The organism is Halomonas sp. DN3, from assembly GCF_024137905.1.
Lineage (GTDB): Bacteria > Pseudomonadota > Gammaproteobacteria > Pseudomonadales > Halomonadaceae > Halomonas > Halomonas litopenaei.
The window spans coordinates 595404-620409 of the sequence record NZ_CP099965.1 but is presented as its reverse complement, the minus strand read 5'-3'; the positions used below and the strand labels follow the sequence as shown (position 1 = coordinate 620409).

The 25006-nt window shown below is 67.0% G+C and carries 24 protein-coding genes; 17 read left to right on the top strand and 7 right to left on the bottom strand.

Going from position 1 to position 25006, the window contains the following annotated elements:
• Positions 1 to 2: 2 nt before the first annotated feature.
• From NKF27_RS02840 to der, 6 genes are read left to right on the top strand one after another with little or no spacing between them, the layout of a single operon-like run.
• Positions 3 to 1082 carry a RodZ domain-containing protein gene (locus tag NKF27_RS02840; protein ID WP_253029249.1) on the top strand — a complete coding sequence of 360 codons (1080 nt, stop codon included), beginning with the start codon at positions 3 to 5 and terminating at the stop codon, positions 1080 to 1082.
• Positions 1083 to 1091: 9 nt separating this feature from the next.
• Entirely contained in the window at positions 1092 to 2204 is a 1113-nt protein-coding gene (ispG, locus tag NKF27_RS02835; protein WP_045992780.1) for a flavodoxin-dependent (E)-4-hydroxy-3-methylbut-2-enyl-diphosphate synthase, read from the top strand.
• A gap of 60 nt (positions 2205 to 2264) precedes the next feature.
• On the top strand, positions 2265 to 3548 hold the full coding sequence (gene hisS / locus NKF27_RS02830; protein ID WP_261395062.1) for a histidine--tRNA ligase: 1284 nt from the start codon (positions 2265 to 2267) through the stop codon (positions 3546 to 3548).
• Between the two features lie 28 nt (positions 3549 to 3576).
• The gene (locus NKF27_RS02825) at positions 3577 to 4236 is read left to right on the top strand and encodes a tetratricopeptide repeat protein (RefSeq protein WP_253555273.1); all 660 of its coding nucleotides are present in this window, start codon (positions 3577 to 3579) and stop codon (positions 4234 to 4236) included.
• On the top strand, positions 4233 to 5399 hold the full coding sequence (gene bamB / locus NKF27_RS02820; RefSeq protein ID WP_045992743.1) for an outer membrane protein assembly factor BamB: 1167 nt from the start codon (positions 4233 to 4235) through the stop codon (positions 5397 to 5399). Before NKF27_RS02825 ends, bamB begins: the two co-directional genes overlap by 4 nt.
• Positions 5396 to 6799 carry a ribosome biogenesis GTPase Der gene (gene der, locus NKF27_RS02815; protein WP_045992742.1) on the top strand — a complete coding sequence of 468 codons (1404 nt, stop codon included), beginning with the start codon at positions 5396 to 5398 and terminating at the stop codon, positions 6797 to 6799. The genes bamB and der overlap by 4 nt, the downstream gene beginning before the upstream one ends.
• A 166-nt stretch (positions 6800 to 6965) precedes the next feature.
• Here der and NKF27_RS02810 read toward each other — a convergent pair whose 3' ends face one another.
• Entirely contained in the window at positions 6966 to 7841 is an 876-nt protein-coding gene (locus tag NKF27_RS02810) for an ATP-binding protein (protein WP_253555272.1), read from the bottom strand.
• A 339-nt stretch (positions 7842 to 8180) separates the two neighbouring features.
• On the opposite strand from NKF27_RS02810, the gene NKF27_RS02805 reads away from it, so the two are divergent.
• Both NKF27_RS02805 and NKF27_RS02800 read left to right on the top strand, forming a co-directional pair.
• Positions 8181 to 8984, top strand: a complete 804-nt coding sequence (locus tag NKF27_RS02805) for a M48 family metallopeptidase (protein WP_108131243.1) — start codon at positions 8181 to 8183, stop codon at positions 8982 to 8984.
• Between the two features lie 169 nt (positions 8985 to 9153).
• On the top strand, positions 9154 to 9426 hold the full coding sequence (locus NKF27_RS02800; protein ID WP_108448515.1) for a hypothetical protein: 273 nt from the start codon (positions 9154 to 9156) through the stop codon (positions 9424 to 9426).
• Positions 9427 to 9578: 152 nt separating this feature from the next.
• On the opposite strand, the gene aroE is transcribed toward NKF27_RS02800, so the two are convergent.
• The 4 genes from aroE to dprA all read right to left on the bottom strand — a co-directional run bounded on the left by aroE (position 9579) and on the right by dprA (position 13481).
• Positions 9579 to 10400, bottom strand: coding sequence for a shikimate dehydrogenase (gene aroE, locus NKF27_RS02795; RefSeq protein ID WP_045992778.1), 822 nt, complete (start codon positions 10398 to 10400; stop codon positions 9579 to 9581).
• A 56-nt stretch (positions 10401 to 10456) separates the two neighbouring features.
• Positions 10457 to 11389 (bottom strand): oxygen-dependent coproporphyrinogen oxidase, encoded by a 933-nt coding sequence (gene hemF / locus NKF27_RS02790; protein WP_253555271.1) that lies wholly within the window; start codon positions 11387 to 11389, stop codon positions 10457 to 10459.
• 82 nt (positions 11390 to 11471) lie between these two features.
• A complete protein-coding gene (locus tag NKF27_RS02785) occupies positions 11472 to 12032 on the bottom strand; it encodes an L-threonylcarbamoyladenylate synthase (protein ID WP_253555270.1) in 561 nt (186 codons plus the stop codon).
• A gap of 177 nt (positions 12033 to 12209) precedes the next feature.
• On the bottom strand, positions 12210 to 13481 hold the full coding sequence (gene dprA, locus NKF27_RS02780) for a DNA-processing protein DprA (RefSeq protein WP_253555269.1): 1272 nt from the start codon (positions 13479 to 13481) through the stop codon (positions 12210 to 12212).
• A 218-nt stretch (positions 13482 to 13699) separates the two neighbouring features.
• Between dprA and def the strand changes: the two genes are divergently transcribed.
• The 6 genes from def (at position 13700) to NKF27_RS02750 (ending at position 20112) form a co-directional block, all read left to right on the top strand.
• Complete coding sequence (gene def / locus NKF27_RS02775) at positions 13700 to 14212, top strand: peptide deformylase (RefSeq protein WP_253555267.1); 513 nt, start codon at positions 13700 to 13702, stop codon at positions 14210 to 14212.
• A 147-nt stretch (positions 14213 to 14359) separates the two neighbouring features.
• Positions 14360 to 15337, top strand: coding sequence for a methionyl-tRNA formyltransferase (gene fmt, locus NKF27_RS02770; RefSeq protein ID WP_253555266.1), 978 nt, complete (start codon positions 14360 to 14362; stop codon positions 15335 to 15337).
• Positions 15338 to 15408: 71 nt separating this feature from the next.
• A complete protein-coding gene (rsmB, locus tag NKF27_RS02765; protein WP_253556399.1) occupies positions 15409 to 16713 on the top strand; it encodes a 16S rRNA (cytosine(967)-C(5))-methyltransferase RsmB in 1305 nt (434 codons plus the stop codon).
• A gap of 59 nt (positions 16714 to 16772) precedes the next feature.
• On the top strand, positions 16773 to 16979 hold the full coding sequence (locus NKF27_RS02760; RefSeq protein WP_045995219.1) for a dodecin: 207 nt from the start codon (positions 16773 to 16775) through the stop codon (positions 16977 to 16979).
• 178 nt (positions 16980 to 17157) lie between these two features.
• Positions 17158 to 18531: a Trk system potassium transporter TrkA gene (trkA, locus tag NKF27_RS02755; RefSeq protein ID WP_045995220.1), complete on the top strand. Its 1374-nt coding sequence runs from the start codon at positions 17158 to 17160 to the stop codon at positions 18529 to 18531.
• A 132-nt stretch (positions 18532 to 18663) separates the two neighbouring features.
• Complete coding sequence (locus NKF27_RS02750; protein WP_253555265.1) at positions 18664 to 20112, top strand: TrkH family potassium uptake protein; 1449 nt, start codon at positions 18664 to 18666, stop codon at positions 20110 to 20112.
• Positions 20113 to 20151: 39 nt separating this feature from the next.
• Here NKF27_RS02750 and NKF27_RS02745 read toward each other — a convergent pair whose 3' ends face one another.
• Positions 20152 to 21039, bottom strand: a complete 888-nt coding sequence (locus NKF27_RS02745; protein ID WP_253555264.1) for a LysR family transcriptional regulator — start codon at positions 21037 to 21039, stop codon at positions 20152 to 20154.
• A gap of 99 nt (positions 21040 to 21138) precedes the next feature.
• Between NKF27_RS02745 and NKF27_RS02740 the strand changes: the two genes are divergently transcribed.
• From NKF27_RS02740 to NKF27_RS02730, 3 genes are all read left to right on the top strand, one after another.
• Positions 21139 to 21708, top strand: a complete 570-nt coding sequence (locus NKF27_RS02740; RefSeq protein ID WP_083970698.1) for a lactoylglutathione lyase family protein — start codon at positions 21139 to 21141, stop codon at positions 21706 to 21708.
• Positions 21709 to 21805: 97 nt separating this feature from the next.
• Positions 21806 to 23038, top strand: a complete 1233-nt coding sequence (locus NKF27_RS02735; protein ID WP_253555263.1) for a TraB/GumN family protein — start codon at positions 21806 to 21808, stop codon at positions 23036 to 23038.
• 180 nt (positions 23039 to 23218) lie between these two features.
• The gene (locus tag NKF27_RS02730; protein WP_253555262.1) at positions 23219 to 24370 is read left to right on the top strand and encodes an alpha-hydroxy acid oxidase; all 1152 of its coding nucleotides are present in this window, start codon (positions 23219 to 23221) and stop codon (positions 24368 to 24370) included.
• On the opposite strand, the gene NKF27_RS02725 is transcribed toward NKF27_RS02730, so the two are convergent.
• Complete coding sequence (locus NKF27_RS02725) at positions 24367 to 24969, bottom strand: carboxypeptidase-like regulatory domain-containing protein (RefSeq protein WP_253555261.1); 603 nt, start codon at positions 24967 to 24969, stop codon at positions 24367 to 24369. The genes NKF27_RS02730 and NKF27_RS02725 overlap by 4 nt on opposite strands.
• Positions 24970 to 25006 lie beyond the last annotated feature (37 nt).

The following is a 25006-nucleotide window of genomic DNA, read 5'->3' as shown; positions in this document are numbered from 1 at the left end:
CCATGAGCGACAGTCAGTACACCGACTCCGAGGTCTCCTTGTCCAAAACGCCCTCCGGGGACGCCTCTCCCGGCGCCTTGCTGTGCCATGAACGAGAGAGCCAGGGGCTGACCCGCGAGGAAGTCGGGGCAGCCCTCAACCTCCGTCCCGCCGTGATCGAGGGGCTGGAGATCGACAACTACGATGAAGTGCCGGTGGTGACCTACCGACGCGGCTACCTGCGTAGCTACGCCCAGTTGCTCGGCGTCGATGTCGGCCGGGTGATGGCGCTGTATGAAGCGCGCATGGGCAACGAGGAAGTCGAGCGCAAGGTCACCCCGGTGTACATCAACAAGCCCCCCTCGCGCCTGGGCGCCTGGCTGTTTCGGCTGATGACCCTGGTGGTCATCGCCGGCCTGATCGGGCTGACCCTGATGTGGTGGCAGAGCCGTGGTGGCAGCGAGCCGCCCGAGGTCAGCGACAACGGCCCGGTCTCGGTGGACACCATCGACGGCAACGCCGCGGTCAGCGACGAGGGCACCGAGGGCGACGACAACCTGCCCCCGCTGCCCGCCGAGGACAGCGAGATGGGACTGGTCGATGGCGAGCAGGCCTCCGCCGACAGCGCTGCAGAAAGCGCCGGCGCCGAGCCTGGCGCCTCGACGCCGAGCACCGTGGCGGCCACCGAAGCGGCTGCCGCCGAAGCCAGCGAGCCCGCTGACGACAGCGCCAACGACAGCACCGACCAGGCTGCAAGCGCTGGTGCCGACGACGCCAGCGCCGAGCAGACAGCTAGCGCCGACGATGCACAGGGCACCGAGGATGAGGGCGCCGCCGAGGCCGCGCCGGCTGCCGACAGCCGTCGTATCCTCAAGCTGACCTTCAACGAGCAGTCCTGGACCGAGATCTTCGACAGCACCAATACCCGTGTCTTCGTCGGCCTGCAGTCACCGGGCACCGAAGCCACCGTGGAGGGCGAGCCGCCCTTCCGCATGACTGTCGGCAACGCCACCGGCGTGGAGTTGTTGTGGGGCGGAGAAACCGTCGACCTGCAACAGCGTGCCGGCAGAAACAATGTCGCCCGCTTTACCCTGGGAGAGTGATTGATCGCCATGCATTCGCACTCACCGATCAAAAGACGCCAGTCACGCCAGATTCATGTCGGTTCGGTACCGGTCGGGGGCGACGCTCCCATCTCGGTGCAGAGCATGACCAACACCGACACCCTGGACGTCGAGGCCACCCTTGGCCAGATTCGTGCCCTCGAACAGGCCGGCGCCGATATCGTACGCGTCTCGGTGCCGACCATGGACGCCGCCGAGGCCTTCGGTCGCATCAAGCAGGGCACCCAGGTGCCGCTGGTGGCCGACATCCACTTCGACTACCGCATCGCCCTGCGCGTGGCTGAGCTTGGCGTCGACTGTCTGCGCATCAACCCCGGCAATATCGGCCGTGAAGACCGCGTCCAGGCGGTGGTCTCCGCCGCCCGGGACAACGGTATCCCGATCCGTATCGGCGTCAACGCCGGCTCGCTGGAGAAGGACCTGCAGAAGAAGTACGGGGAACCGACGCCGGCGGCCCTGGTCGAATCGGCGATGCGCCATATCGATCACCTGGATCGCCTCGACTTTCCTGACTTCAAGGTCAGCGTCAAGGCCTCCGACGTGTTCATGGCGGTGGCCGCCTACCGTGACCTGGCCTCACGCATCGAGCAGCCGCTGCACCTGGGTATCACCGAGGCAGGCGGTCTGCGTTCGGGCACCGTCAAGTCCTCCATCGGCCTTGGCATGCTGCTGATGGACGGTATCGGCGACACCATCCGGGTATCGCTGGCAGCGGATCCGGTCGAAGAGGTCAAGGTCGGCTTCGACATGCTCAAGAGCCTGCGCCTGCGGGCCAAGGGTATCAACTTCATCGCCTGCCCGAGCTGTTCGCGTCAGAACTTCGACGTCATCAGCACCATGAACGCCCTCGAAGAGCGCCTCGAGGATGTGATGACGCCGCTGGACGTGGCCGTCATCGGCTGCGTGGTCAACGGCCCCGGCGAGGCCAAGGAAGCCGACCTGGGTCTGACCGGCGGCACCCCGGCCAACCTCGTCTACATCGACGGCAAGCCCGCCAGCAAACTGCGCAATGACCACCTGGTCGACGATCTCGAGGCGCTGATTCGCCAGAAGGTCGCCGAGAAGGAAGCGACAGAACGCGACGTCATCGCTCGCCTGTAACGCTCTCGCCCGGTGAGGCCGGGCGAGGGCCGTGACTACGGCGAGACCAAGGAGCAAGTTTTGAGCAAGAAGATCCAGGCCATCCGTGGCATGAATGACCTGTTGCCCGACGCCTCGCCGGTGTGGCAGTACTTCGAGTCCCAGGTTCAGGCGCTGATGAAGCGCTACGGCTACAACGAGATCCGTACCCCTATCGTCGAGCAGACGGCCCTGTTCGCCCGCTCGATCGGCGAGGTCACCGACATCGTCGAGAAGGAGATGTACACCTTCGAGGACCGCAACGGCGACAGCCTGACCCTGCGCCCCGAGGGTACCGCCAGCGCGGTTCGCGCGGCGATGGAACATGGCCTTCTGTACAACCAGACCCAGCGGCTGTGGTACACCGGCCCGATGTTCCGCCACGAGCGCCCGCAGAAGGGCCGCTACCGTCAGTTCCATCAGGTCGGGGTCGAGACCTACGGCCTGGAAGGCCCGGACATCGACGCCGAAGTCATCCTGCTGTCGGCGCGTCTGTGGAAGCAGCTCGGCCTGTTTGATCACGTCACCCTGGAGCTCAATTCGCTGGGCTCCAACGAGGCGCGCGCGGCCTACCGCGACACCCTGGTGGCCTACTTCGAGCAGCACCGCGAAGTCCTCGACGAGGACTCGCTGCGCCGCCTGACCAGCAACCCGCTGCGTATCCTCGACTCGAAGAATCCGGCCATGGCCGAGATGCTGAGCCAGGCGCCCCAGCTGATGGATCACCTGGATCAGGAGTCCCGCGAGCACTTCGAGGCGCTGACCGCGCGCCTCGACGCCGCCGGCATCGACTACGTGATCAACCCGCGCCTGGTGCGCGGTCTCGACTACTACTGCCGCACCGTGTTCGAGTGGACCACCGACGCCCTCGGCAGCCAGGGCACCGTATGCGCCGGCGGACGCTACGACGGCCTGGTCGAGCAGCTCGGCGGCAAGCCGACCCCGGCGGTGGGCTTCGCCATGGGCATCGAGCGTCTGATCCTGCTGCTCGAGACCCTGGACATCGTGCCGCAGGAGGCCCGCGCCCCGCTCGACGCCTACGTGCTGGGCATGGACGCCAGCACCGACGGCGACGCCATGGCCCTGGCCGAGCGCCTGCGCGATGAGCTGCCGGCCCTTGGCGTGCAATTGCACTGTGGCGGCGGCAGCTTCAAGAGCCGCATCAAGAAGGCCGATCGCAGCGGTGCCCGCCTCGCCCTGCTGATCGGCGAAAACGAACGTGAAAACGGCCAGGTGGCGATCAAGTTCCTGCGTGACGACCGCGAACAACGCGTGGTCGAGCAAGCGTCCTTGGCCACCACCCTGACGAGCCTGCTGTCCGAGTGACGGCACGACCATTAGAAGGAGACCGCCCGTGGCGGAGCTGAGAACCGAAGAAGAACAGCTTGAGGCGATCAAGCGCTGGTGGAAGGAAAACGGCACCTCGCTGCTCGCCGGTGCGGTACTGGCCGCCGCTGGCGTGTTCGGCTGGAACGCCTGGCAGGACTACCAGCAGGGGCAGGCCGTGGCCGCCTCCAGCAGCTACCAGCAGCTTCTTGACCTGGCCAGCCGCGACAGCCTCGACGACGGGGCCCTGGCCCAGGCCCAGGGGCTGGTCGACACCCTGCAGGAAGACCACGACGGCACCCTGTACAGCGAGCTTGCGCTGCTGCTCGAGGCCCGCCTGGAGGTCGACGCAGGCGATGTCGAGGGCGCCCGCGAGTCGCTGGAGACCCTCATCGAGGGCAGCGACGATGGTTACCTGACCGGCCTCGCCCGCCTGCGCCTGGCGCGCCTGCAGAGCGCCGAGGGCAACCATGAGACCGCCCTGGCCACCCTCGACGGTGACATCCCCGAGGCCCTGGCCGCCCAGCGCGACAACGTGCGCGGCGACATCTACCACGCCACCGGCCAGCACGACCAGGCCGCCAAGGCCTGGCAGAGCGCCCAGTCACTGGCCGAAGAAAGCGGTCAGCCGCTCTACGGTATCTCGCTCAAGCTCGACGACCTCGGTGATCAGGAGGCCACCCTATGAAGACCCCGTTTAACCGAACCCGGATCGCCCTGGCGACCGCCGTCACCCTGACCGCCCTGCTGACCGGCTGCGCGAGCAAGTCCGAGCCCCAGTATCCGCCCAAGGAACTCAAGGACTTCGCCGAGTCCACCCGGGTCGAAACCCGCTGGAGCGAAGGCGTGGGCGCAGGCCTGGGTGAGGCCACCTACCCCATCGAACCCGCCCTGGCCGGTTCGACCCTGTTCGCCGCCGACGAGGAAGGCCTGGTCGAGGCGTTCAACACCGCCAACGGCGACACCCAATGGGAAGCCGAACTGGATTCACCGATCTCCAGCGGTATCACCGCAGTGGACGGCGATCTGTTCCTGGCCACCCGCAACGGCGAGGTGGTCGCCCTCGACCAGCGCAATGGCCGGGTCAAGTGGCGTACCCGTGTGCCCAGCGAAGTGCTGGCCGCGCCCCAGCCGACCACCCAGCTGTTGATCGTGCAGGCGGTGGACGGCACCGTGACCGCCCTGGATCGCCTGTCCGGTGACCGCCAGTGGGTGTTCAGCGCCAATATGCCGTCGCTGACCCTGCGCAGCACCGGCACCCCCACCGCCATCGATCAGGTGACCTTCGCCGGCTTTGCCAACGGCCGTCTGTCGATCATCGACAACCGCTCGGGCCAGCAGATCTCCGAGCGCACCATCGCCGTGGCCACCGGCATGAATGACATCGACCGTCTGGTCGACCTGGCCGGCCAGCCGGTGCTGACTCCGGACGGCCGCCTGTTCGTGACCAGCTTCAATGGTCGCCTGGTGGCGCTCAACGCCCAGAGCGGCGAGACCCTGTGGTCGACGCCGTTGTCCAGCTACCACACCCCGGTGCTGGTGGGCGAGACGCTTTACGTGGTCGACGAGGCCAGCCGCCTGATCGCCTTCGACGCCAACAGCGGCAACGAGCTGTGGCGCCTGGAGGACCTCTACGGTCGCTCGGTGACCGCCCCGGCCTTCGCCGACGGCCGCATCGTGCTCGGCGACGCCGAAGGCTATGTGCACTTTATCGACGCCAGCAGCGGACGCCTGGTCGGCCGCACCCATATTGACGGCTCAGGCATCAGCGTGCGCCCTCTCACCGACGGCAAGCGCGTGTACGCCCTGGCCAATGACGGAAGCCTGGAGGCTCTGGACATCCGCCCATGACCCCCGTGATCGCACTGGTCGGCAGGCCCAATGTGGGCAAGTCGACCCTGTTCAACCGCCTGACCCGCTCTCGCGACGCCCTGGTGGCCGATTTCCCCGGCCTCACCCGGGATCGCAAGTACGGCAACGGTATGCTCGGCAACAAGGCCTACACCGTCATCGACACCGGCGGCATCAGCGGTGACGAGGAAGGCATCGACGCGGCCATGGCCGAACAGTCGCTGCAGGCCATCGACGAAGCCGACATCGTGCTGTTCCTGGTGGACGCGCGTGCCGGCCTCAATGTCGCCGACGAGGCCATCGCCAACCACCTGCGGGTCAACCAGAAGAAGACCTGGCTGGTGGTCAACAAGACCGACGGCCTCGAGGAACACTCGGCCATGGCCGACTTCTGGCAGCTCGGTCTCGGCGATCCCCGGCCCATCGCAGCAGCCCACGGCCGCAATGTCACCGCGCTGATCGACGAGGTGCTCTCGCCGTTCCCCGAGCGCGACATGGACATCCCCGCGGACACCGGCAGCAAGGGTATCCGCATCGGTGTCATCGGTCGTCCCAACGTGGGCAAGTCGACCCTGGTCAACCGCCTGCTGGGCGAGGACCGGGTGGTGGTATTCGACGAGGCCGGCACCACCCGTGACGCCATCGAGATCCCCTTCGAGCGTCGCGGCAAGCCCTACGTGCTGGTCGATACCGCCGGCGTCCGGCGGCGCAAGAACGTCACCGAGGTGGCCGAGAAGTTCTCGATCATCAAGACCCTGGACGCGATCAAGGAGTGCCACGTCGCGATCATGGTGCTCGATGCCCGCACCGGCCTGGTGGAGCAGGATCTGCACCTGCTCGACTATGTGCTGACCTCTGGCCGCGCGCTGGTACTGGCGGTCAACAAGTGGGACGGCCTGGAAAGCGAGGCCAAGGACAAGATGCGCGCCGAGATCAAGCGCCGTCTGGGCTTCGCCGACTACGCCGAGCTGCACTTCATCTCGGCCTTGCACGGCACCGCCGTGGGCGACCTGTACCCGTCGCTGGAGCGCGCCTTCGCCTCCGCCAACAGCCACTGGTCGACCAACCGTCTGACCACGCTGCTGCAGGACGCCGTCGAGCAGCACCAGCCGCCGATGGTCCACGGCCGCCGGATCAAGCTGCGCATGGCCCACCAGGGCGGCAGCAATCCGCCGATCATCGTGGTCCACGGCAACCAGACCGACAAGCTGCCCGAAGCCTACAAGCGCTACCTGACCAACACCTTCCGCAAGGTGCTCAAGGTCCGTGGCACGCCGATGCGCTTCGAGTTCCGCTCCGGCAAGAACCCCTACGACCGTCTGGCCGAAGCCTCCGACAAGGAAAAGGCCAAGAAGCGCGAACTGGGGCGCACCAAGGAGGCGCGCAAGAGCCGCCGCTAAGCGTCACCGGCGTCACTCGCCGCTCTTTCGCCCCTGGTGTTGAACGACAACGAAACGCCCGGTCCCTCGCCAGAGGAACCGGGCGTTTTCGTGCACGCATGCTGCCGGATGTCGAGACCATGCCTCGCTCGCTGCTGAGCCTGGCCTGCAAGCCTGCGGCAGCGCCTCAGGCTTGCTCTGCCAGGCGACGAGCCCCTACCCAGTCCAGCGCAAACTGGTAGGCACAGCGGCCGCTGCGTCCGCCTCTCATGGTGGCAAAGCGGGTGGCCGCCACCGGCGCTTCGTCATCCCAGTCCTGCGGCTGGCCCAGGCGCTCGACCCAGTGGCGACAGGTATCGAGATAGGTCTCCCGGTTGAACGGATGAAACGCCAGCCACAACCCGAAGCGGTCGGACAGCGAGATCTTCTCCTCCACCGCATCGCCGTGGTGCAGCTCCTCGCCGTCCGGCGTCAGGTGGCTCTGCTGGTTGTCGCTCATATGCTCCGGCATCAGGTGGCGCCGGTTGGAGGTGGCGTAGATCAGCACGTTCTCGGGAGGGCCAGTCAGGGTGCCGTCGAGAACACTCTTGAGCGCCTTGTAGGCGTCGTCGGAGCCTTCGAACGACAGATCATCGCAGTACACCACGAAGCGCGCCGGTTCGTGACGCAACTGCTCCACCAACAGCGGCAGTCCGGCCAGGTCGTGGCGGTCCACCTGGATCAGCCGCAGACCTTCGTCAGCCAAGGTGTTGAGCAGCGCGCGCACCATCGACGACTTGCCACTGCCACGAGAGCCCCACAGCAGCGCGTGATTGGCCGGCAGGCCACGCAGAAAGGCCCGCGTATTGGCCAGCAGCTCGCGCTTCTGGCGCTCCACCCCGACCAGGTCGTCCAGGCTCAGGGCATCCCGAGGCGGCACCGGCACCAGTTGCCCGCCGAGGGCGTGGCGCTGCCACAGCGCAGCGACGTCACGACGCCAGTCCACCGCAGGGAGGGGCTCGGGCAGCCAGGGTTCGACGCGATCGAGAAGGGCCAGCAGGCGCTGGGCGAGTTGAGTGTCCATCGGGGCAGGTGTCCTTGTAACAAATGATGGCCGCCGGTCAGGGTCTGTCGCTGGATAGCGACCGGCCGTGCACTACCTTTGCTGTTGACCCTTCCAGCAGTCCGGGTATCTTGGGCAACACTGTATAAATTGCTGCGCTCGATATCCAGGCCGCCGGCGGTGCTCGGGGTCCTCATTGACGGCCAGTCAACTCCGGCCCCTCCTCTCCGGCGGCAACCTGCCTATCATCGCTCGCGATATTTATACAGCGCCCCCCGGCCCTTGCAGCGCGGGGACTGACTGGCACCGATTCTACACGCTCGGGCTCGACCCCGGCGGATCATGACAAGGAGACCCCCCATGCGCTGGATGAAGGCCGTGGGCGCCTGCGCCCTGATGGTTACCGTTGCTGCCTGTTCCACCTCACCCACTGGTCGCTCCCAGATGCTGTTGCTGGACGAACAGCAGCTCAGCCAGATGGGGGCCCAGGCCTTCGACCAGTACCAGCAGGAGCTGCCCACCGTGAGCGGGCGCCAGCTCGAGTACGTGCAGTGCGTGACCCGCAACGTGGTCCAGGCGCTGCCGGAAGACCAGCGCAACCAGAACTGGCAGGTCAAGGTGTTCGAGTCCGAGGACGCCAACGCCTTTGCCCTGCCGGGCGGCTACGTGGGGGTCAACACCGGCCTTCTCGACGTCGCCACCAACCAGGACCAGCTGGCCACCGTCATCGGCCACGAGATCGGTCACGTGCTGGCCCACCACGCCAACGAGCGCGCCTCCACCGAAAGCGCGACCCAGCTTGGCATGTCGGTGGTCGGTACCGCCCTCGGCTCCCAGGGTGTCACCGGCAGCGACCAGCTGATGGCGGCCATGGGCATGGGCGCCCAGTACGGCATCCTGCTGCCGTTCTCGCGCAGTCACGAGAGCGAGGCCGACACCATCGGCCTGCAGCTGATGGCCGACGCCGGCTTCGATCCCCGCGCCAGCGTCCAGCTGTGGCAGAACATGAGCGCCGCCGGCGGCGGCCAGCCGCCGGAGTGGATGTCCACCCACCCGGCACACGGCAACCGTATCGCCGGGCTCGAGGCGGGCATGAACGACGCCATGGCCCGCTACGAGCAAGCCCAGGCCCGTGGCCTGACGCCCAGCTGCAAGGCGCCCTGAACCAGAACAGCCCAGGCCCGCGGCCTGACGCCTAACTGCAAGGCGCCCTGAACCAGAACAGCCCCTGCCCTGCAGCCTGTCACCAGGCTGCTGACAAGGGGGCATCTATCGCCGAGGCCTCTATTCCTGGAGGCCTCGGCTCCCGTCACTTCCACGCTTCGTTGGTGCCATGAAACTCACCTCCACCAGGCTCGGCCTGATCCTGCTCGTCGTGCCCATTGTGGTGCTGTTGACCCTGTTCTTCTTGGAACTCGGCGATATCCGCCAGTGCGAACTGGTCGACCAGGGCCACTGGAACTACCTGGCCGGCCACTGTGGCGACACCCCTTCGCCCTTCGTTCCCTGGATCGTTCGCAGTCCCTGGCTGGTCAACGGCGGCCTGCTGGTGTCGGTGGTCGGGCTGGGGCTGTGCATGCTGGGGCTCTACCGTCGACGCGGCTGAATCGCGGCGCGCGGCGGCTGGCTGACGATGGTTGGCTGACGGCTCCTGACTGACGACTCCCAACGACATTGACGCCCAACGACAACGGCGCCCCATGGCAGTGAGCCAGGGGCGCCGTTGTCGTTGCTGCCGGCGTTACGGTGGAAGTGACCTCAGCCGGCGTCGAGCTCTGCTCGCAGCTTTCGATGCAGCGGGCCGGTATCCGGCGTGACGCCACGCCAGCGCTCGAAGGCCGCCGCCGCCTGTTCCACCAGCATGCCGAGACCATCGCTGGTGCTCGCCCCTCGCTCGGCCGACCAGGCCAGAAACACCGTCGGCTCGGCGCCGTACATCATGTCGTAGGCGACAGCCCCCTCATTGAAGAGATCCTCCGGCAGCGGCGGCAGGTCGCCGGCAAGGCTTGCGCTGGTGCCGTTGATGACCAGGTCATAGCGCTCGTCGACGGCGTCGTAGCCGCCGCCCAACACGGGGCCCAGGTCGGCGAAATCCCGCGCCAGCGCCTCGGCCTTGGCGGCGGTGCGGTTGGCCAGCCGCAGCGAGGCGGGACGTCGCGACAGCAACGTTTCCAGCGCGCCGCGCACCGCGCCTCCGGCACCCAGCACCAGGATACGTGCACCCTCAAGCCTTACCTGCTGGCGCTCCAGGTCCGCCACCAGGCCAATACCATCGGTATTGTGACCCTCGACGCTGCCATCGGCCTTGAGCGTCAGGGTGTTGACCGCCCCGGCCCGCTGCGCCTGTTCGCTCAGGCTGTCGCACAGCCGGTAGGCGTCTTCCTTGAACGGCACCGTCACATTGGCGCCGCGCCCGCCCTCGGCAACAAAGGCGCGCCAGGCACCGCCGAAGTCCTCCAGTGGCGCCTCGATGGCGGTGTATTCCAGCGATTCACCGGTCTGCTCGGCAAAGGTGCTGTGGATCACCGGCGATTTCGAATGCCCCACCGGATTGCCGAACACACAGTAGCGATCGTTCATCGGACGGTTAACCTCGCTCTTGACGTTGTCGTATGCCGCATTGTGACCGCTGACGGTCATCGCGCTTGGCTCGAGGCCTCTTCACCAAGCCAGTCCCGGGGGCTCAGATAGGCCTCCAGCGCCGCTTCGGGAGAGCCGGGCTGCGGCTGGTAGTCGTACTGCCAGCGCGCCAGCGGCGGCATCGACATCAGGATGGACTCGGTGCGACCGCCGCTCTGCAGGCCAAACAGGGTGCCACGGTCCCAGACCAGGTTGAATTCCACGTAGCGACCTCGCCGATACAGCTGGAATTCACGTTCGCGCTCGCCCCAGGGGGTATCGCGACGACGTTCCACGATGGGCAGATAGGCGTTCAGGAAGCCATCCCCTACCGCGCGCTGAAACGCGAAGCAGCGGTCGAAGCCCCCCTCGTTGAGGTCATCGAAGAACAGCCCGCCGACACCACGGGTCTCGCCTCGGTGCTTGAGGAAAAAGTAGTCGTCGCACCAGCGCTTGTAGCGCTCGTAGACGTCGTCACCGAACGGCTGGCACAGGTCATGGGCCACCCGGTGCCAGTGACAGGCGTCTTCAAACTGGGGGTAGTAGGGCGTCAGGTCAAAGCCACCGCCGAACCACCATACCGGCGCCTCGCCCTCGGCACTGGCGATGAAGAAGCGCACATTGCCGTGGCTGGTGGGTACGTGGGGATTACGCGGATGCAGCACCCAGGACACCCCCACCGCCTGAAAGCCGCGCCCGGCGAGTTCCGGGCGTGCTGCGGTGGCTGCCGGGGGCAGGGTCGCGCCGTGGACGTGGGAGAAATTGACCCCGCCCTTTTCGAACAGCGCGCCTTCCTCGATGACCCGGGAACGGCCGCCGCCGCCTTCCTCACGCACCCAGTCGTCTTCATGGAAGCGCCCTTCGCCGTCGGCCTCGGCCAAGGCCTCGCACAGGCGATCCTGCAATTCCAGCAGGTAGCGTTTGACCTCTTCAAGATTGGGCTCGGACACGTCTGCTCCTGTTGTTGACTAAAAAGCGATGAGTAAAAGCGATGCGTAAAAAGGTGCGCCCAGGGCCGGGCCGAGAGCCATGTCAGTGGCGCAGGGTCTCGCGGCTTAGCAGGTCACGGATGGTGCTGGGGCGAGGATTGCCGCCCAGCGCTCCCGGCACGACCGCGTCCAGCTCGTTGCCGAAGATTCGCCGAATATCCGCTTCGCTCATGGCCGGCGCTTCTCCTGCCCGGTTGGCCGAGGTGGACACCAGCGGCCCGCCGAAGGCACGACACAGCGCCTGTACACCGGGATGATCACTGACCCTCAGCGCCACCTTATCGTGGCAGCCTCGCACCAGCGACGGGGTGCGGCCATTGTCCGGCACCAGCCAGGTGTTGGGGCCCGGCCAGCTGGCGACAAGAGGCGCATGAAGGTCGGCGGGCAATCCTTCGAGCCAGGGAGCAAACTGCTCGATGGTGGCGGCGATCAGGATCACCCCCTTGGCCGGGTCACGGCGCTTCAGGCGTAACAGCCGGGTCAGCGCCTCTTCGTTGTCGGGATCGCAGCCCAGGCCCCAGACGGCCTCGGTGGGATAGGCAATGACACCGCCACGACGCAGGGCGTCGACGACGGACACGAGGGAGGAATCGGAATCACTCATGGGGTCGTTATCTGAATCGGTACCGAATCGAAAGATCAGGGCAGGGAGTATCGTTGCGCCATGCTAGCACGGCGTCGGGACTTGCGTCGCACGCCGCTGTCGCCGCCGACGTAGGCGATCCGCCCGTTCCCCCACGGCCATGGGCACCCTGTTCGGCCGGGCCTCGTCATCGGGCGGCTAGCCCTTGCCACCATCCAGACGCACCCACCCGCCGGCTACCAGCCCGGCCTGTCCTGCGATCTCGAGCAGCGTCAGTTCACGCTGGCAGGCGGCCACATCGCATCCCGCCAGCCCCATCAGATCGTCCACCGCCAACGGGGTGGCGCTCAGCAGATCGAGCAGCTTGCGACCGGGGGAAGGCGCGGGCCTTGCCCCGGTGCGCTCGGAGGCGCTGTCTAGAGGACTATCGACAGGATTATCGACAGAGCTATCTACAGGACCATCTAAATGGCCATCTACAGGACTATCTACATGACCATCGGCGGCACCAGCCGCAATGCACCGCGGGGTCGCGCGTCGCGGCCCCCAGCACGCCAGTTCCTCGAACAGGTCGTCGGGGTGTCTGACCAGGGCGGCGCCCTCGCGGATCAACCGCAGGCAGCCCCTGGCCTGGGGCGAGTGGATGGAGCCGGGTAGCGCCAATACCTCGCGGCCCTGCTCACCGGCCAGGCGGGCACTGACCAGCGAGCCGCTGTGTTCGGCGGCCTCCACCACCAGCACACCGCAGGACAGCCCGGTGACGATGCGGTTGCGCCGGGGAAAATCCCCCGAGCGAGGCCGCACTCCAGGGGGAGACTCCGCCAGCAGCAGGCCACCGTCGTCGCGCAGGCGCCGATACAGGGCGCCGTGCTGGCCGGGATAGACCACATCGACGCCGCCGGCCAGCACCGCGATACTGCGCCCCCCAAGATCCAGCGCCGCCGCCTGGGCGGCACCGTCGATGCCGAGCGCCATGCCGCTGACCAGACACCAGCCGGCCTCCGCCAGCGCCACCGCAAAACTGCGCGCATTGACCAAGCCTTCGCGAGTGGGCCGCCGCGACCCTACCAGGGCAAGCCTCGGCGGTATCAGGGCATCGAGATCGCCAAGCGCCCACAGCAGCACCGGCGGGTCCGGGATCTGGTCGAGCAGGGCCGGCCAGCGCGGATGATCGGGATGCAGCAGGTGGCGCGCCTCGGCCCGCTCATGGAGGCGACATTCATTGGCAGCGCTGCGCGCTTTCCCGCCGTCGCCGGCCAGCCACGCCTCGGCTTGCTCGATCAACGCCGTCAGCGGGCTGCGTCTAGGATGATCCAGCCACAAGCGCAGTTCCGCCGCGGCCCCAGGCGGCAGCCGGGCCAGCCAGCCACCGGGCCAGTCAGGGTTTAACTGGCGTAGGCGAGCCAGCCGTCGTGGGCCCACCTGAGGCAGTGCGTTCAACGCCATCCAGCGTGCGAAGCCAAGTTCCATGACAGAGCCCTCCCTGGCCGAGTGCCGGCAGTATAGGCAGGCAGGCGCGACACGCCTTGGCGGTCTTCGCCGTCTCGGCTCCAGGCGGTGCGCGACGGCGATTCTGGCATGTTATAGTAGCGACCTATCACGCTCATTGGCGCCAACGACTAGGGTCACCCCCGGCGTCGTCCTAGAATGGGCAACACGAACCGAACGAATAACGGTGGTACCACAGCATGGCCAGACTCCCTATTCTCGAGTTTCCCGACGAGCGGCTGCGCAACAAGGCAGTGCCCGTCGAAAACGTCGATGACGAGGTCCGCCAGCTGGTCGATGACATGCTGGAGACCATGTACGCCGCACCGGGTATCGGCCTCGCCGCCACCCAGGTGGACGTGCATCGCCGAGTCATCGTGATCGACGTCAGCGAAGATCAGTCCACCCCGTTGGTGCTGATCAACCCCGAGGTCACCCCGCTGGGGGACGAACGGGAACCGATGCAGGAAGGCTGCCTGTCGATCCCCGAGTACTACGCCGAGGTGCCGCGCGCGCTGCGGGTAAGGCTGAAGGCTCAGGGACGCGACGGCGAGCCCTACGAGCTCGAAGCCGACGGACTGCTGGCCCACTGCATCCAGCATGAGCTCGACCACCTAGAGGGCGTGCTGTTCGTCGACTACCTGTCACCGCTCAAGCGTGACCGGGTGATGAAGAAGATGCAGAAGCGCCATCGCCAGATGCAGGGCGCCTGAGCCGCTGCGCAGCCCTCAAGCCGCCGCCATCTCGGCCCCGCAACCGCCTACGACGAAGACCGACAACGTGAATCACGTTGTCGGTCTTCGTCGTTTCGCCCGTCTCCGTTACTATTGTCCCCGCATTCTTCGGCCAAGGCCCTGAACATGACCCGATCGCTGCGCGTGATCTTCGCTGGCACGCCCGACTTCGCCGCCGAGAGTCTCTCGGCGCTGCTGGCCAGTCACCACCAGGTGATTGCCGTCTATACCCAACCCGATCGCCCCGCCGGACGCGGCCGCAAGCTGACGCCAAGCCCGGTCAAGTCGCTGGCGCTGGAGCACGGCCTGCCGGTGTACCAGCCCGAGCGGCTCAGGGACGAAGCCGAACAGCGCGCCCTGGCGGCGCTGGACGCCGACGTCATGGTGGTGGTGGCCTACGGCCTGATCCTGCCGCTGCCGGTACTCGAGGCACCGCGCCTGGGCTGCCTCAACGTCCACGCCTCGCTGCTGCCGCGCTGGCGCGGTGCAGCGCCTATTCAGCGGGCGATCGAGGCCGGCGATGACGAGAGCGGCGTCACCATCATGCAGATGGACGAGGGACTCGATACCGGCGACATGCTGATCATCCGGCGCACCGAGATCCTGCCCACCACCACCGGCGGCGAATTGCACGATCGACTGGCCGAGATCGGTGGCAAGGCTATGGTCGAGGCCCTCGACCGACTCGCCGACGGTGAGCTTGCCGCCACGCCGCAGCCCGAACAGGGCGTCACCTACGCCTCCAAGCTCAGCAAGGCCGAGGCCGAGCTGGACTTCGCTCAGCCCGCCGCGACCCTGGCCGCCCGGGTGCGCGCCTTCAATCCCTGGCCGGTGACCTGGTGCGCGCTGGGCGATGAGCGCCTGCGTATCCACCTGGCCGAACCGGCCGACGACGGCGCATCAGAGTCGCCCGGCACCATCACCCGCGCCGACACCGAGCTGCTGGTGGCCTGTGGCGCCGAGGGCCGCGAGCGCCTTCGCATCACCCGGGCCCAGCTGCCCGGCGGCAAGGCGCTGGCGGTATCCGAGCTGTTGCGCGCCAGGGCCGAACGCTTTCCCCAGGGCACGCTGCTGGGACGTCCTTTCCCGGAGACCTCCGCATGAGCGATTCTCAACCCCCACGCGATCGCAAGCCACCCCATCATGGCCGTCGTCACGCCAACGCCCGACGCGACATGGGTGACTGTGTCCGCGCCGCCGCGGCCAAGGCGCTGGTGCCGGTGATCACCGGCAAGGGCTCGCTGGCCACCCTGGACGACCATCAGGTGGTGGCCCGCGACCGAGCCCTGTTCAAGGCCATGTGCTTCGGCGTCTGCCGCACCCTGCCACGGCTCGAGGCACTGGCCGCTCAGCTACTCGAGAAACCGTTCAAGAGTCGCGATGCCGACATCCAGGCGCTGCTGCTGCTGGGCGCCTATCAACTCCTGTACCTGCGCATCCCGGCCCACGCGGCGGTAGGCGAGACTGCCGGCGCCGCGCGACTGCTCGGCAAGGCCTGGGCCACCCGGGTGCTCAACGGCTGTCTGCGCCGGCTGCAGCGCGAGTCGTCGACGCTGGAAGCCGAAGTCGACCGTGACCCGGCGGTGGCGCTGTTGCACCCACGCTGGTGGCTCAAGTCGCTGCGCCAGGCCTGGCCCGATGACTGGCAGGCGATCTGCGAGGCCAACAACCAGCCCGGACCGATGACCCTGAGGGTCAATCGTCGCCACAACGACCGCGAGCAGTATCTGGATATCCTCGACGGAGCCGGCATCTCCGCCAGGCTCTGCGCCCACGCCCCGGACGGGCTGGTGCTGGAGACCGCCCGCGACGTGGACGCCCTGCCCGGCTTCGCCCAGGGCCACGTCAGCGTCCAGGACGAGGCCGCCCAACTGGCTGCGGTGCTGCTTGGCCCGGTGGTGGCACCGCGGCCGGGTGCACGGGTGCTCGACGCCTGCTGCGCCCCCGGTGGCAAGACCGCTCACCTGCTCGAGCTGTTCGACGTCGACCTGCACGCCATCGACTCCGATGCCGCGCGCCTGGCACGGGTGGAAGACACCCTGACTCGTCTGGGCCTGTCGGCGACCCTGGCCCAGGGCGACGCCACCGAGCGTGACTGGTGGGACGGCACCCCGTTCGACGCCATCCTGCTCGACGCCCCCTGCTCCGGCAGTGGCGTCATCCGCCGTCATCCCGACATCAAGCGCCTGCGTCGGCCCAGCGACATTGCCCAGCTGGCCCAGCTGCAGCGCGCGTTGCTCGACAATCTGTGGCCGCTGCTCAAGCCCGGCGGCACCTTGCTCTACGCCACCTGCTCGGTGCTGCCGGAAGAGAATCGCGACCAGATCCGCGACTTTCTCGCGCGCACCCCGGACGCCAGCGAGCAGATGCCCGACGGCATCGCCTGGGGCCAGGTTTCCGGGGCCGGACGCCAACTGTTACCGAAGGTCGACAGCCATGACGGCTTCTTCTATGCCAGACTGGTGAAGACGGGCCGCTAGTCCGACCAGGACGTCGGCCTGGCCGCCCGTGACCTATGCTTCTCCAACAGGGAGTCTGTATGAGCCAACACGTCTACAAGCAGATCGAGTTGACCGGTTCCTCGGAAACCAGCATCGAAGATGCGGTGCAGCGGGCCATCACCAAGGCCTCGGAAACCGTGCATGACCTGCGCTGGTTCGAGGTGACCGATACCCGCGGCCATATCGAGAATGGCCGGGTGGCCCACTGGCAGGTCACGGTCAAGGTCGGCTTCACCCTCGACTGACCTCCGAGGCTGATTCGACCCGGAGACCCACGGGACTTGCATTGCACGAGTCCTGCGGTGTTTCCTTTCAGCACAGGGCGGGACTCTCCCGCCCTGTTGTACTGTTCAGAGCTCGGGTATGCTGGCTCAATGCTGCGACGCACCATAGGCTCTGAACCCCTCTTCGGACACGACGACGATGAAGATCATCATTCTCGGCGCCGGCCAGGTTGGCGGCACCCTGGCGGAGCACCTGGCCCGCGAGGAGAACGACATCACGGTGGTGGACACCGACGGTGAGCGCCTGCGCGAGCTGCATACCCGGCTCGACATCCGCACCGTCTCCGGGGCGGCCTCCTACCCCATGGTGCTACGCCAGGCCGGCTGCGAAGACGCCGACATGCTGATCGCGGTGACCAACTCCGACGAGGTCAACATGATCGCCTGTCAGGTCGCCCATACCCTGTTTCGTACCCCGACCAAGATTGCCCGAGTGCGCGCCACCGCCTACCTGGCGCGCAAGGGACTGTTCGCCCACGAGGCGGTGCCCATCGACGTACTGATCAGCCCCGAGCAGGTGGTCACCGACCATATTCGCCGGCTGATCGAGCACCCCGGCGCCCTGCAGGTGCTGGAATTCGCCGGTGGACTGGTCCAGCTGGTGGCGGTCAAGGCCTTCTACGGCGGTCCGCTGGTCGGCCAGGAGCTCGGCTTCCTGCGCCGTCACATGCCCAGCGTCGACACCCGGGTGGCCGCCATCTACCGGCGCAACCGTCCGATCATTCCGCGTGGCGACACCGTGATCGAGGCCGACGACGAGGTCTTCTTCATCGCCGCCCGGCGCGATATACGCGCGGTGATGAGCGAGCTGAGGCGACTGGATCGCGACTTCCGCCGGGTGGTGATCGCCGGCGGCGGCAACATCGGCGAGCGCCTGGCCGAGCACCTCGAGCACAGCCACCAGGTAAAGATGATCGAGCACAGCCTCGAGCGCTGCACCCAGCTCTCCGAACGCCTCGACCGCACCGTGGTACTGCACGGCAGCGCGACCAGCAAACGCCTGCTGGAAGAGGAGAACATCGAGGACTGCGATATCTTCTGCGCGCTGACCAACGACGACGAGGTCAACATCATGTCGTCGATGCTGGCCAAGCGCATGGGTGCCAAGAAGGTGCTCACCCTGATCAACAACGCCGCCTACGTGGATCTGGTCCAGGGCGGCGAGATCGACATCGCCATCTCGCCCCAGCAGGCCACCATCGGCAGCCTGCTGACCCATGTGCGCCGCGGTGACATCGTCAACGTCCACTCGCTGCGCCGCGGCGCCGCCGAGGCCATCGAGGCCATCGCCCACGGCGACAGCCAGTCCTCCCGGGTGGTCGGTCGTGCCATCGGCGACATCGACCTGCCCGGTGGCTCCACCATTGGCGCGGTGGTGCGCGGCAAGGAAGTGCTGATCGCCCACGACGACGTGGTGGTGGAGAGCGGTGACCACGTCATCCTGTTCGTCGTCGACAAGCGCAAGATCCGTGACGTCGAACGCCTGTTCCAGGTCGGATTGACCTTTTTCTGATGGGCGCGCCCCTCGCCCCTGCCGCCATACCAAGGAGAGCCGCCGCATGAGTCCGATGCCGACCGGGCTTGAGACGACGACCCGTCCCGACATGTCCCCCGCCTGTTGCCGTCAGCCAGGAGGCAGGACGCCATGAGCCTGAGGATGATCCTGCGCATTCTCGGGCTGCTGCTGATGATGTTCAGCCTGACCATGGTGCCGCCCATCGCCATCTCGCTGTTGTTCGGCGACGGCACCTGGGACGCCTTTCTGATCGCCATCGCCATCACCGTGCTGACCGGCGCGCTGATGTTCCTGCCCAATCGTCGTGCCCGGCGGGAGTTGCGCACCCGCGACGGCTTTTTGATCGCCGCCATGTTCTGGACGGTGCTGGGGCTGTTCGGTTCGCTGCCGCTGATGCTCACCGGCAGCACCGCACTGTCGTTCACCGACGCGGTGTTCGAGTCGTTCTCGGGGCTGACCACCACCGGCGCCACGGTGATCACCGGCATCGACTTCCTGCCCGAGGCGATCCTCTACTATCGTCAGCAGCTGCAGTGGCTCGGTGGCATGGGCATCGTGGTGCTGGCGGTGGCTATCCTGCCGACTCTGGGGGTCGGCGGCATGGCGCTGTACCGTACCGAGATCCCCGGGCCGCTCAAGGATTCCAAGCTGACGCCGCGGATCACCGAGACCGCCAAGGCGCTGTGGTACATCTACGCCACCCTGACGGTGGTGTGCATGCTGGCCTACATGGCCGCCGGGATGGACTGGTTCGACGCCCTGGGCCACAGTTTCTCCACCGTGGCCATCGGCGGCTTCTCGACCCACGACGCCAGTATCGGCTACTTCGACAGCGCGGTGATCGAGGCCATCTGCATCGTCTTCATGCTGATCTCCGCACTCAGTTTCAGCCTGCACTTCCTGGCCTGGCGCGAACGCCGCATCGGCCACTACTGGGAAGACTCCGAGGCGCGCTTTCTGTTGCTGTACCTGACGGGGCTGGCCAGCATCACCGTGGTGGTGCTGTGGCTGACCGGTACCGAAGAGACCACCGTGGGACTTCGCCACGGCGTCTTCGAGGTGGTCTCGGTGGCCACCACCGCCGGCTTTTCGGTGGCCGACTTCTCCGCCTGGCCCGGCGCGCTGCCGCTTTTGCTGTTCATCGCCGCCTTCGTCGGCGCCAGCTCCGGCTCCACCGGCGGCGGCATGAAGGTCATCCGCATCATCCTGATCATCAAGCAGGGCATGCGCGAGATCATGCGTCTGATCCACCCCAACGCGGTGATCGCGGTCAAGATCGGCAAGGTCAGCGTACCCGATGGCATCGCCCAGGCGGTGTGGGGCTTCTTCTCGGCCTACGTGCTGCTGTTCTTCCTGATGCTGGTGGGGGTGATGGCCACCGGGGTCGACCAGGTCACCGCCTGGTCCACGGTGGGTTCGGCGCTCAACAATCTGGGGCCGGCGCTGGGCGAGGCCAGTCTGCACTACGGTGACATGCCGACCATGGCCAAGTGGATCCTGGTGATGGCGATGCTGATGGGGCGCCTGGAGATCTTTACCGTTCTGGTGTTGTTTACCCCGGCCTTCTGGCGCAAATAGGACCGATCCTGGCGCCCTTTCCTTTGCCGTAGCCCTTCGCTAGAGGGCGCTGTCGGCACCCGCCACCGCCTCTCGCATCACCGAAAGCGCCCGCTGTGCCCGGGCCGACAGTGGCCACTCGGCGCGCTGGATCAGGTAGAGGGTGTCGCTGACCTCGGGGACACCCTCGACCACACGGATGGCGTGCTGGTCCTCGAAGGCCTCCCGGGCAAAGCGTGGCAACACGCTGAAGCCCAGCCCCTGGGCCACCGGCGCCAGGATCAGGCCAATCTGATTGGTGAAGCCGCTGCGCGGCCAGCGAGCGTAGCCCGGCGAGCCCGGAAAGCGCCGACTGAGCAGACGGGTCGCCAGGGCCTTGCCGTCCGGATGGTCGATAAAGCCCAGCGCCATCAGCTCATCGAATGTCTCGACACGGGTGTTGGCCGGTACCACCAGTTCCAGCGCCTCGGTGGCAAACTCGCTGACCGTCAGACTGGCGTCGTCGGGACGCTCGCCCACCAGCCCCATCTCCACCTTGCCGTCGATGACGGCCTCGACGATCTCTCGCGTCGGACCGAAGCGATGGCGAATCGCCAGCCCCGGCGCGCGCTTCTGCAACGCCAGCAGACGCGGGTAGATCGCAAGCCCGATGCTCCCTGGCGTCATCAGGCTGATCTCGCCATGATCGTCCAGATCACCGGCCAGGCGCTGGGTGAGGCGCTGATCGACCCGTTCACGTTCGTTCAGATAATCCAGCAGGGCGTGGCCGGCCGGGGTCAGCTCGAGCCGCCGGGGCCGGCGAATGAACAACAGTCCCAGCTCGGCCTCCAGGCGCTGGATATGCTGGCTGACCGCCGCCTGGGTCAGATCGAGGCGCTCGGCGGCGCGGGTAAAGTTGCCCTGCTCCACCAACGCCTGAAACGAGCGTAGCCAGAGCGGATTTGCCATAAGCATCTATTATCATCACCATAACGTAGCGTCGATTTTCATTATAGCGATCCCGGCCCAGACTGTGCTCATCATTCCTGCATCAAGAGGTGACACTCCATGAGCCAGCAAGACGCCTTGGCAAACGCCAACCACGACGCTCCCGCCAACTCTTCAAGCAACTCTCCAAACAGTTATCCCCGCAGCTTCTCCCATATCGGCATCTCAGTGCCGGACGTGGAGGCCGCGGTGGCGTTCTACACCCAGGTGCTGGGCTGGTACCAGATCATGGCGCCGACCACCATCGAGGAAGACGACTCCGCCATCGGCGAGATGTGCACCGACGTCTTCGGCCCTGGCTGGGGCAGTTTCCGTATCGCCCACCTGTCCACCGGTGACCGGGTAGGCGTGGAGCTGTTCGAGTTCGCCAACCACGAGGACCCGGAGAACAACTTCGAGTACTGGAAGACCGGCGTGTTCCACTTCTGCGTCCAGGATCCCGACGTCGAGGGCCTGGCCGAGCGCATCGTCGCCGCCGGCGGCAAGAAGCGCATGCCCAAGGTGCGCGAGTACTATCCCGGCGAGAAGCCCTACCGGATGATCTACATGGAAGATCCGTTCGGCAACATCCTCGAGATCTACTCCCACAGCTACGAACTGACCTATTCCGCTGGCGCCTATCAGGACTGAACGCCGGACAATGTCAGCTCGAGGGCAGGCCAGGGTTTGGCCTGCCCTCCTCGTTCATGGATAATCGATCCTTCACATTCTCAAGGCCCCGAGCCCCATGAGCGAGATCGACGACATTGCGCTGGCCGAGCGGCCCGAGACCCGAGGCGGCCCCCGACGTGACCTCCGCGTCGGCGACACCACCTTTACCCTGCTGGGCACCGCCCACGTCAGCGCCGAGAGCGCCGACGAGGTGCGCGACCTGATCGATTCCGGCGACTTCGACGCCGTCGCCATCGAGCTGTGCGACGCCCGCCACAGCAACCTGGCCAATCCCGACGCCCTGGGTGACCAGGACCTGTTCCAGATCTTTCGTCAGGGCAAGGCCGGCATGGTCGCCGCCAACCTGGCCCTCGGCGCCTTCCAGCAGCGCATCGCCGAGCAGTCCGGCATCGAGCCCGGTGCCGAGATGCGCGCCGCCCTGGAGGCCAGTCAGCGCCACGAGCTTCCGCTGCTGCTGATCGACCGGGACGTGGGCCTGACGCTCAAGCGGATCTACCAGAACGTGCCCTTGTGGCAGCGCTTTAGCCTGCTGTCGGGCCTGCTCGGCAGCGTGCTGTCGCGCCAGGAAGTCTCCGCCGAGGAGGTCGAGCGGCTAAAACAGGGCGACGTGCTGGAATCCACCTTCAGCGAATTCGCTGCCGAATCACAGTCGCTGTTCACCCCCTTGATCAGCGAGCGTGATCGCTACATGGTGATGCGCCTGGCCCAGCAGTGCCCCCCCGGCAAGTTCAAGCGGGTGCTGGTGGTGATCGGCGCCGGCCACCTCAAGGGCATGGCCGAGCACCTGGAAGGCCCGCCTGCCGAGGACCCGGCCGAGGAAATCGCCACGCTGGAGGCCACCCGGCCGCCGTCGAAGGTGTGGAAGATGCTGCCCTGGCTGATCACTGCCCTGGTGCTGACCGGCTTCGCCATCGGCTTTTCGCGCAACACCGAGCTCGGCTGGCAGCTGGTGGCGGAATGGTTCGTGATCAACGGCGTGCTGTCGGGGGGCGCCACGCTGTTGGCCCTGGCCCACCCGGTCACGGTGATCGCCACCGTGTTCGCCGCCCCGTTGACCTCGCTCAATCCCACCATCGGGGCGGGCTTCGTCGCCGCCGGGGTGGAGCTGGCCATGCGCAAGCCCAAGGTGCGTGACTTTTCCACCCTGCGCCACGACGTCACCCAAGTGAAGGGCTGGTGGAAGAACCGTGTCTCGCGCACCCTGCTGGTGTTCCTGACGGCGACCCTGGGGTCCGCCGCCGGCACCTGGATCGCCGGCTTTCGTATCGCCGACAGCCTGTTCGGCTAGCCCGGCCGCCTCGTTCGGCACCCTCGCGCCGCCGCCCACTCGGGCGGCGGTGTCGTTTCACCGCCCCCTACCATCAACGCGAACCCGCTCCGGGTCCGCGCCAGCCCGTCATCGAAACCGGCTCCGAAGCCCGCTTAGACTATGCTCAGATGAACGGTACGCGGAAGGGAGTCGGCGCCCATGACTCGCAGCACCATAGAGGCGCTTCGCCAAGGCGCGAGACGGCGACTCCCGCGGCTGGTCTTCGACTATATCGACGGAGGCTCCGGCGCCGAGCAGGCGCTGGCCGCCAACCTCCAGGCCCTGTCACGAGTGGCGCTGGCACCGCGCCTGGCCGACGTCAGCCGGCGCACCCTCGGTACTCGCATTCTGGGCGAAGATATCGCGCTGCCGCTGGTGCTCTCGCCGGTGGCCCTGGGCGGCCTGGCCTGGGCCGACGGGGAACGTCTGGCCGCTCGCGCCGCTGCGCGAGCCGGGGTCCCCTACACCGCCGCCACCCTGTCCAACGCCCCCCTTGCCCATATCGCCCGGGACTGCCCGCGCCCGCCCTGGTTTCAGCTGTTCGTGTTCAAGGATCGCGGTCTCAGCGAGCGACTGATGGACGACGCCCTGAGTCTCGGCTGCCGTGTGCTGGTGCTGACCATCGATATGCCGCTGCTGGCCGACCACCACCGGGGGCTCGGCCACGACGTCAGGCCCGATCCGGCCACCGCCCTCAAGCTCGCCTGGGGGCTAGGCCGTCACCCTGGCTGGTGGTGGCGCCACCTGCGTAGCCGTCACTTTGCCCTGGGAAATCTGGACGGGCCACTCTCGGCCCCCGACGGCATCGCCTCACTCGCCAGCTGGCTTGACCACCAGCTCGATCCCTCACTCGGGTGGAATGACCTGGTCTGGGTCCGCGCCCGTTGGCCGGGCGCCTTGGTCGTCAAGGGGGTGCTGGACGCGGACTCGGCGCGCCAGGCCGCCGAGCAGGGAGCCGACGCCGTGGTGGTGTCGAATCATGGGGGGCGCCAGCTGGACGCCGCCAGGGCTACCATCGCAGCGCTTCCCGAGGTGGCGGCGGCGGTGGGCGAGCATCTCGAGGTGCATCTGGATGGTGGGATTCGCAGCGGCCTGGACATCCTTCGGGCGCTGGCCCTGGGCGCCGACGCCGTGCATATCGGCCGTCCCTACCTGTACGGACTCGCCGACGCGGGCGAAGCCGGCGTCGAGCGCTGCCTGGCGATCCTGCGCCGAGAGCTGGACCAGGGCCTCGCCATGTGTGGCTGTTCGAGTATCAGGGAAGTGGATGCACGCGCGCTGGCGACGAACGGCGACCTCATCGATCGTTAGCTTGGCGGTGGCGCTGCGCCACAGTCGCTGCCTTCCGCCAGGCGCCAACGGTAATTGTCGTACTGTATCGCGCGGGAAATCGCCTCTTTGGCGACGTGATTGCCGACGTGATGGCCGACCTGATCCCCGGTGCTCTTTTCCTTGACCATCGTCTCGGCAGAGCGTTCAGCGGGCGCCTCGGCATCGAACGTCAACATGGGCAGGTTCACCGTGATCGGCTGGCGCAGCGTATCCGGGACCATCTCCATCACCTCGATCCACAGCGTCCGATAGCCGTCGCGCTCGACCTTCCAGCACTGAGGGCGCAGCCCGCTTGCTGCCATCAACAACTGCCCACCGATATACGAATGCCCCGGAATGGCGAACCGCCCGTTGCTGTCGGTCACGCCGGCGGCCTCGGCAAAGGCCTCGGCCGAGACCCTGGCCCCCGCCAGTGGGGCCCCGGTGCGGACGTCGATGACCTGCCCCTGCAATGGCTGGCGCGCCCAGCGCTCACTGATCACCGGCACGCAACCAGAAACCAGCGACATCAGTGCCAGCATCAGTGCCAGCACCGCCATCACCGAGATGCTTCGCCGACCACCCGTCGCCAGCCTCATGGGACCTTGCCTGTGCAGAATCGTCGACAGAAACTCT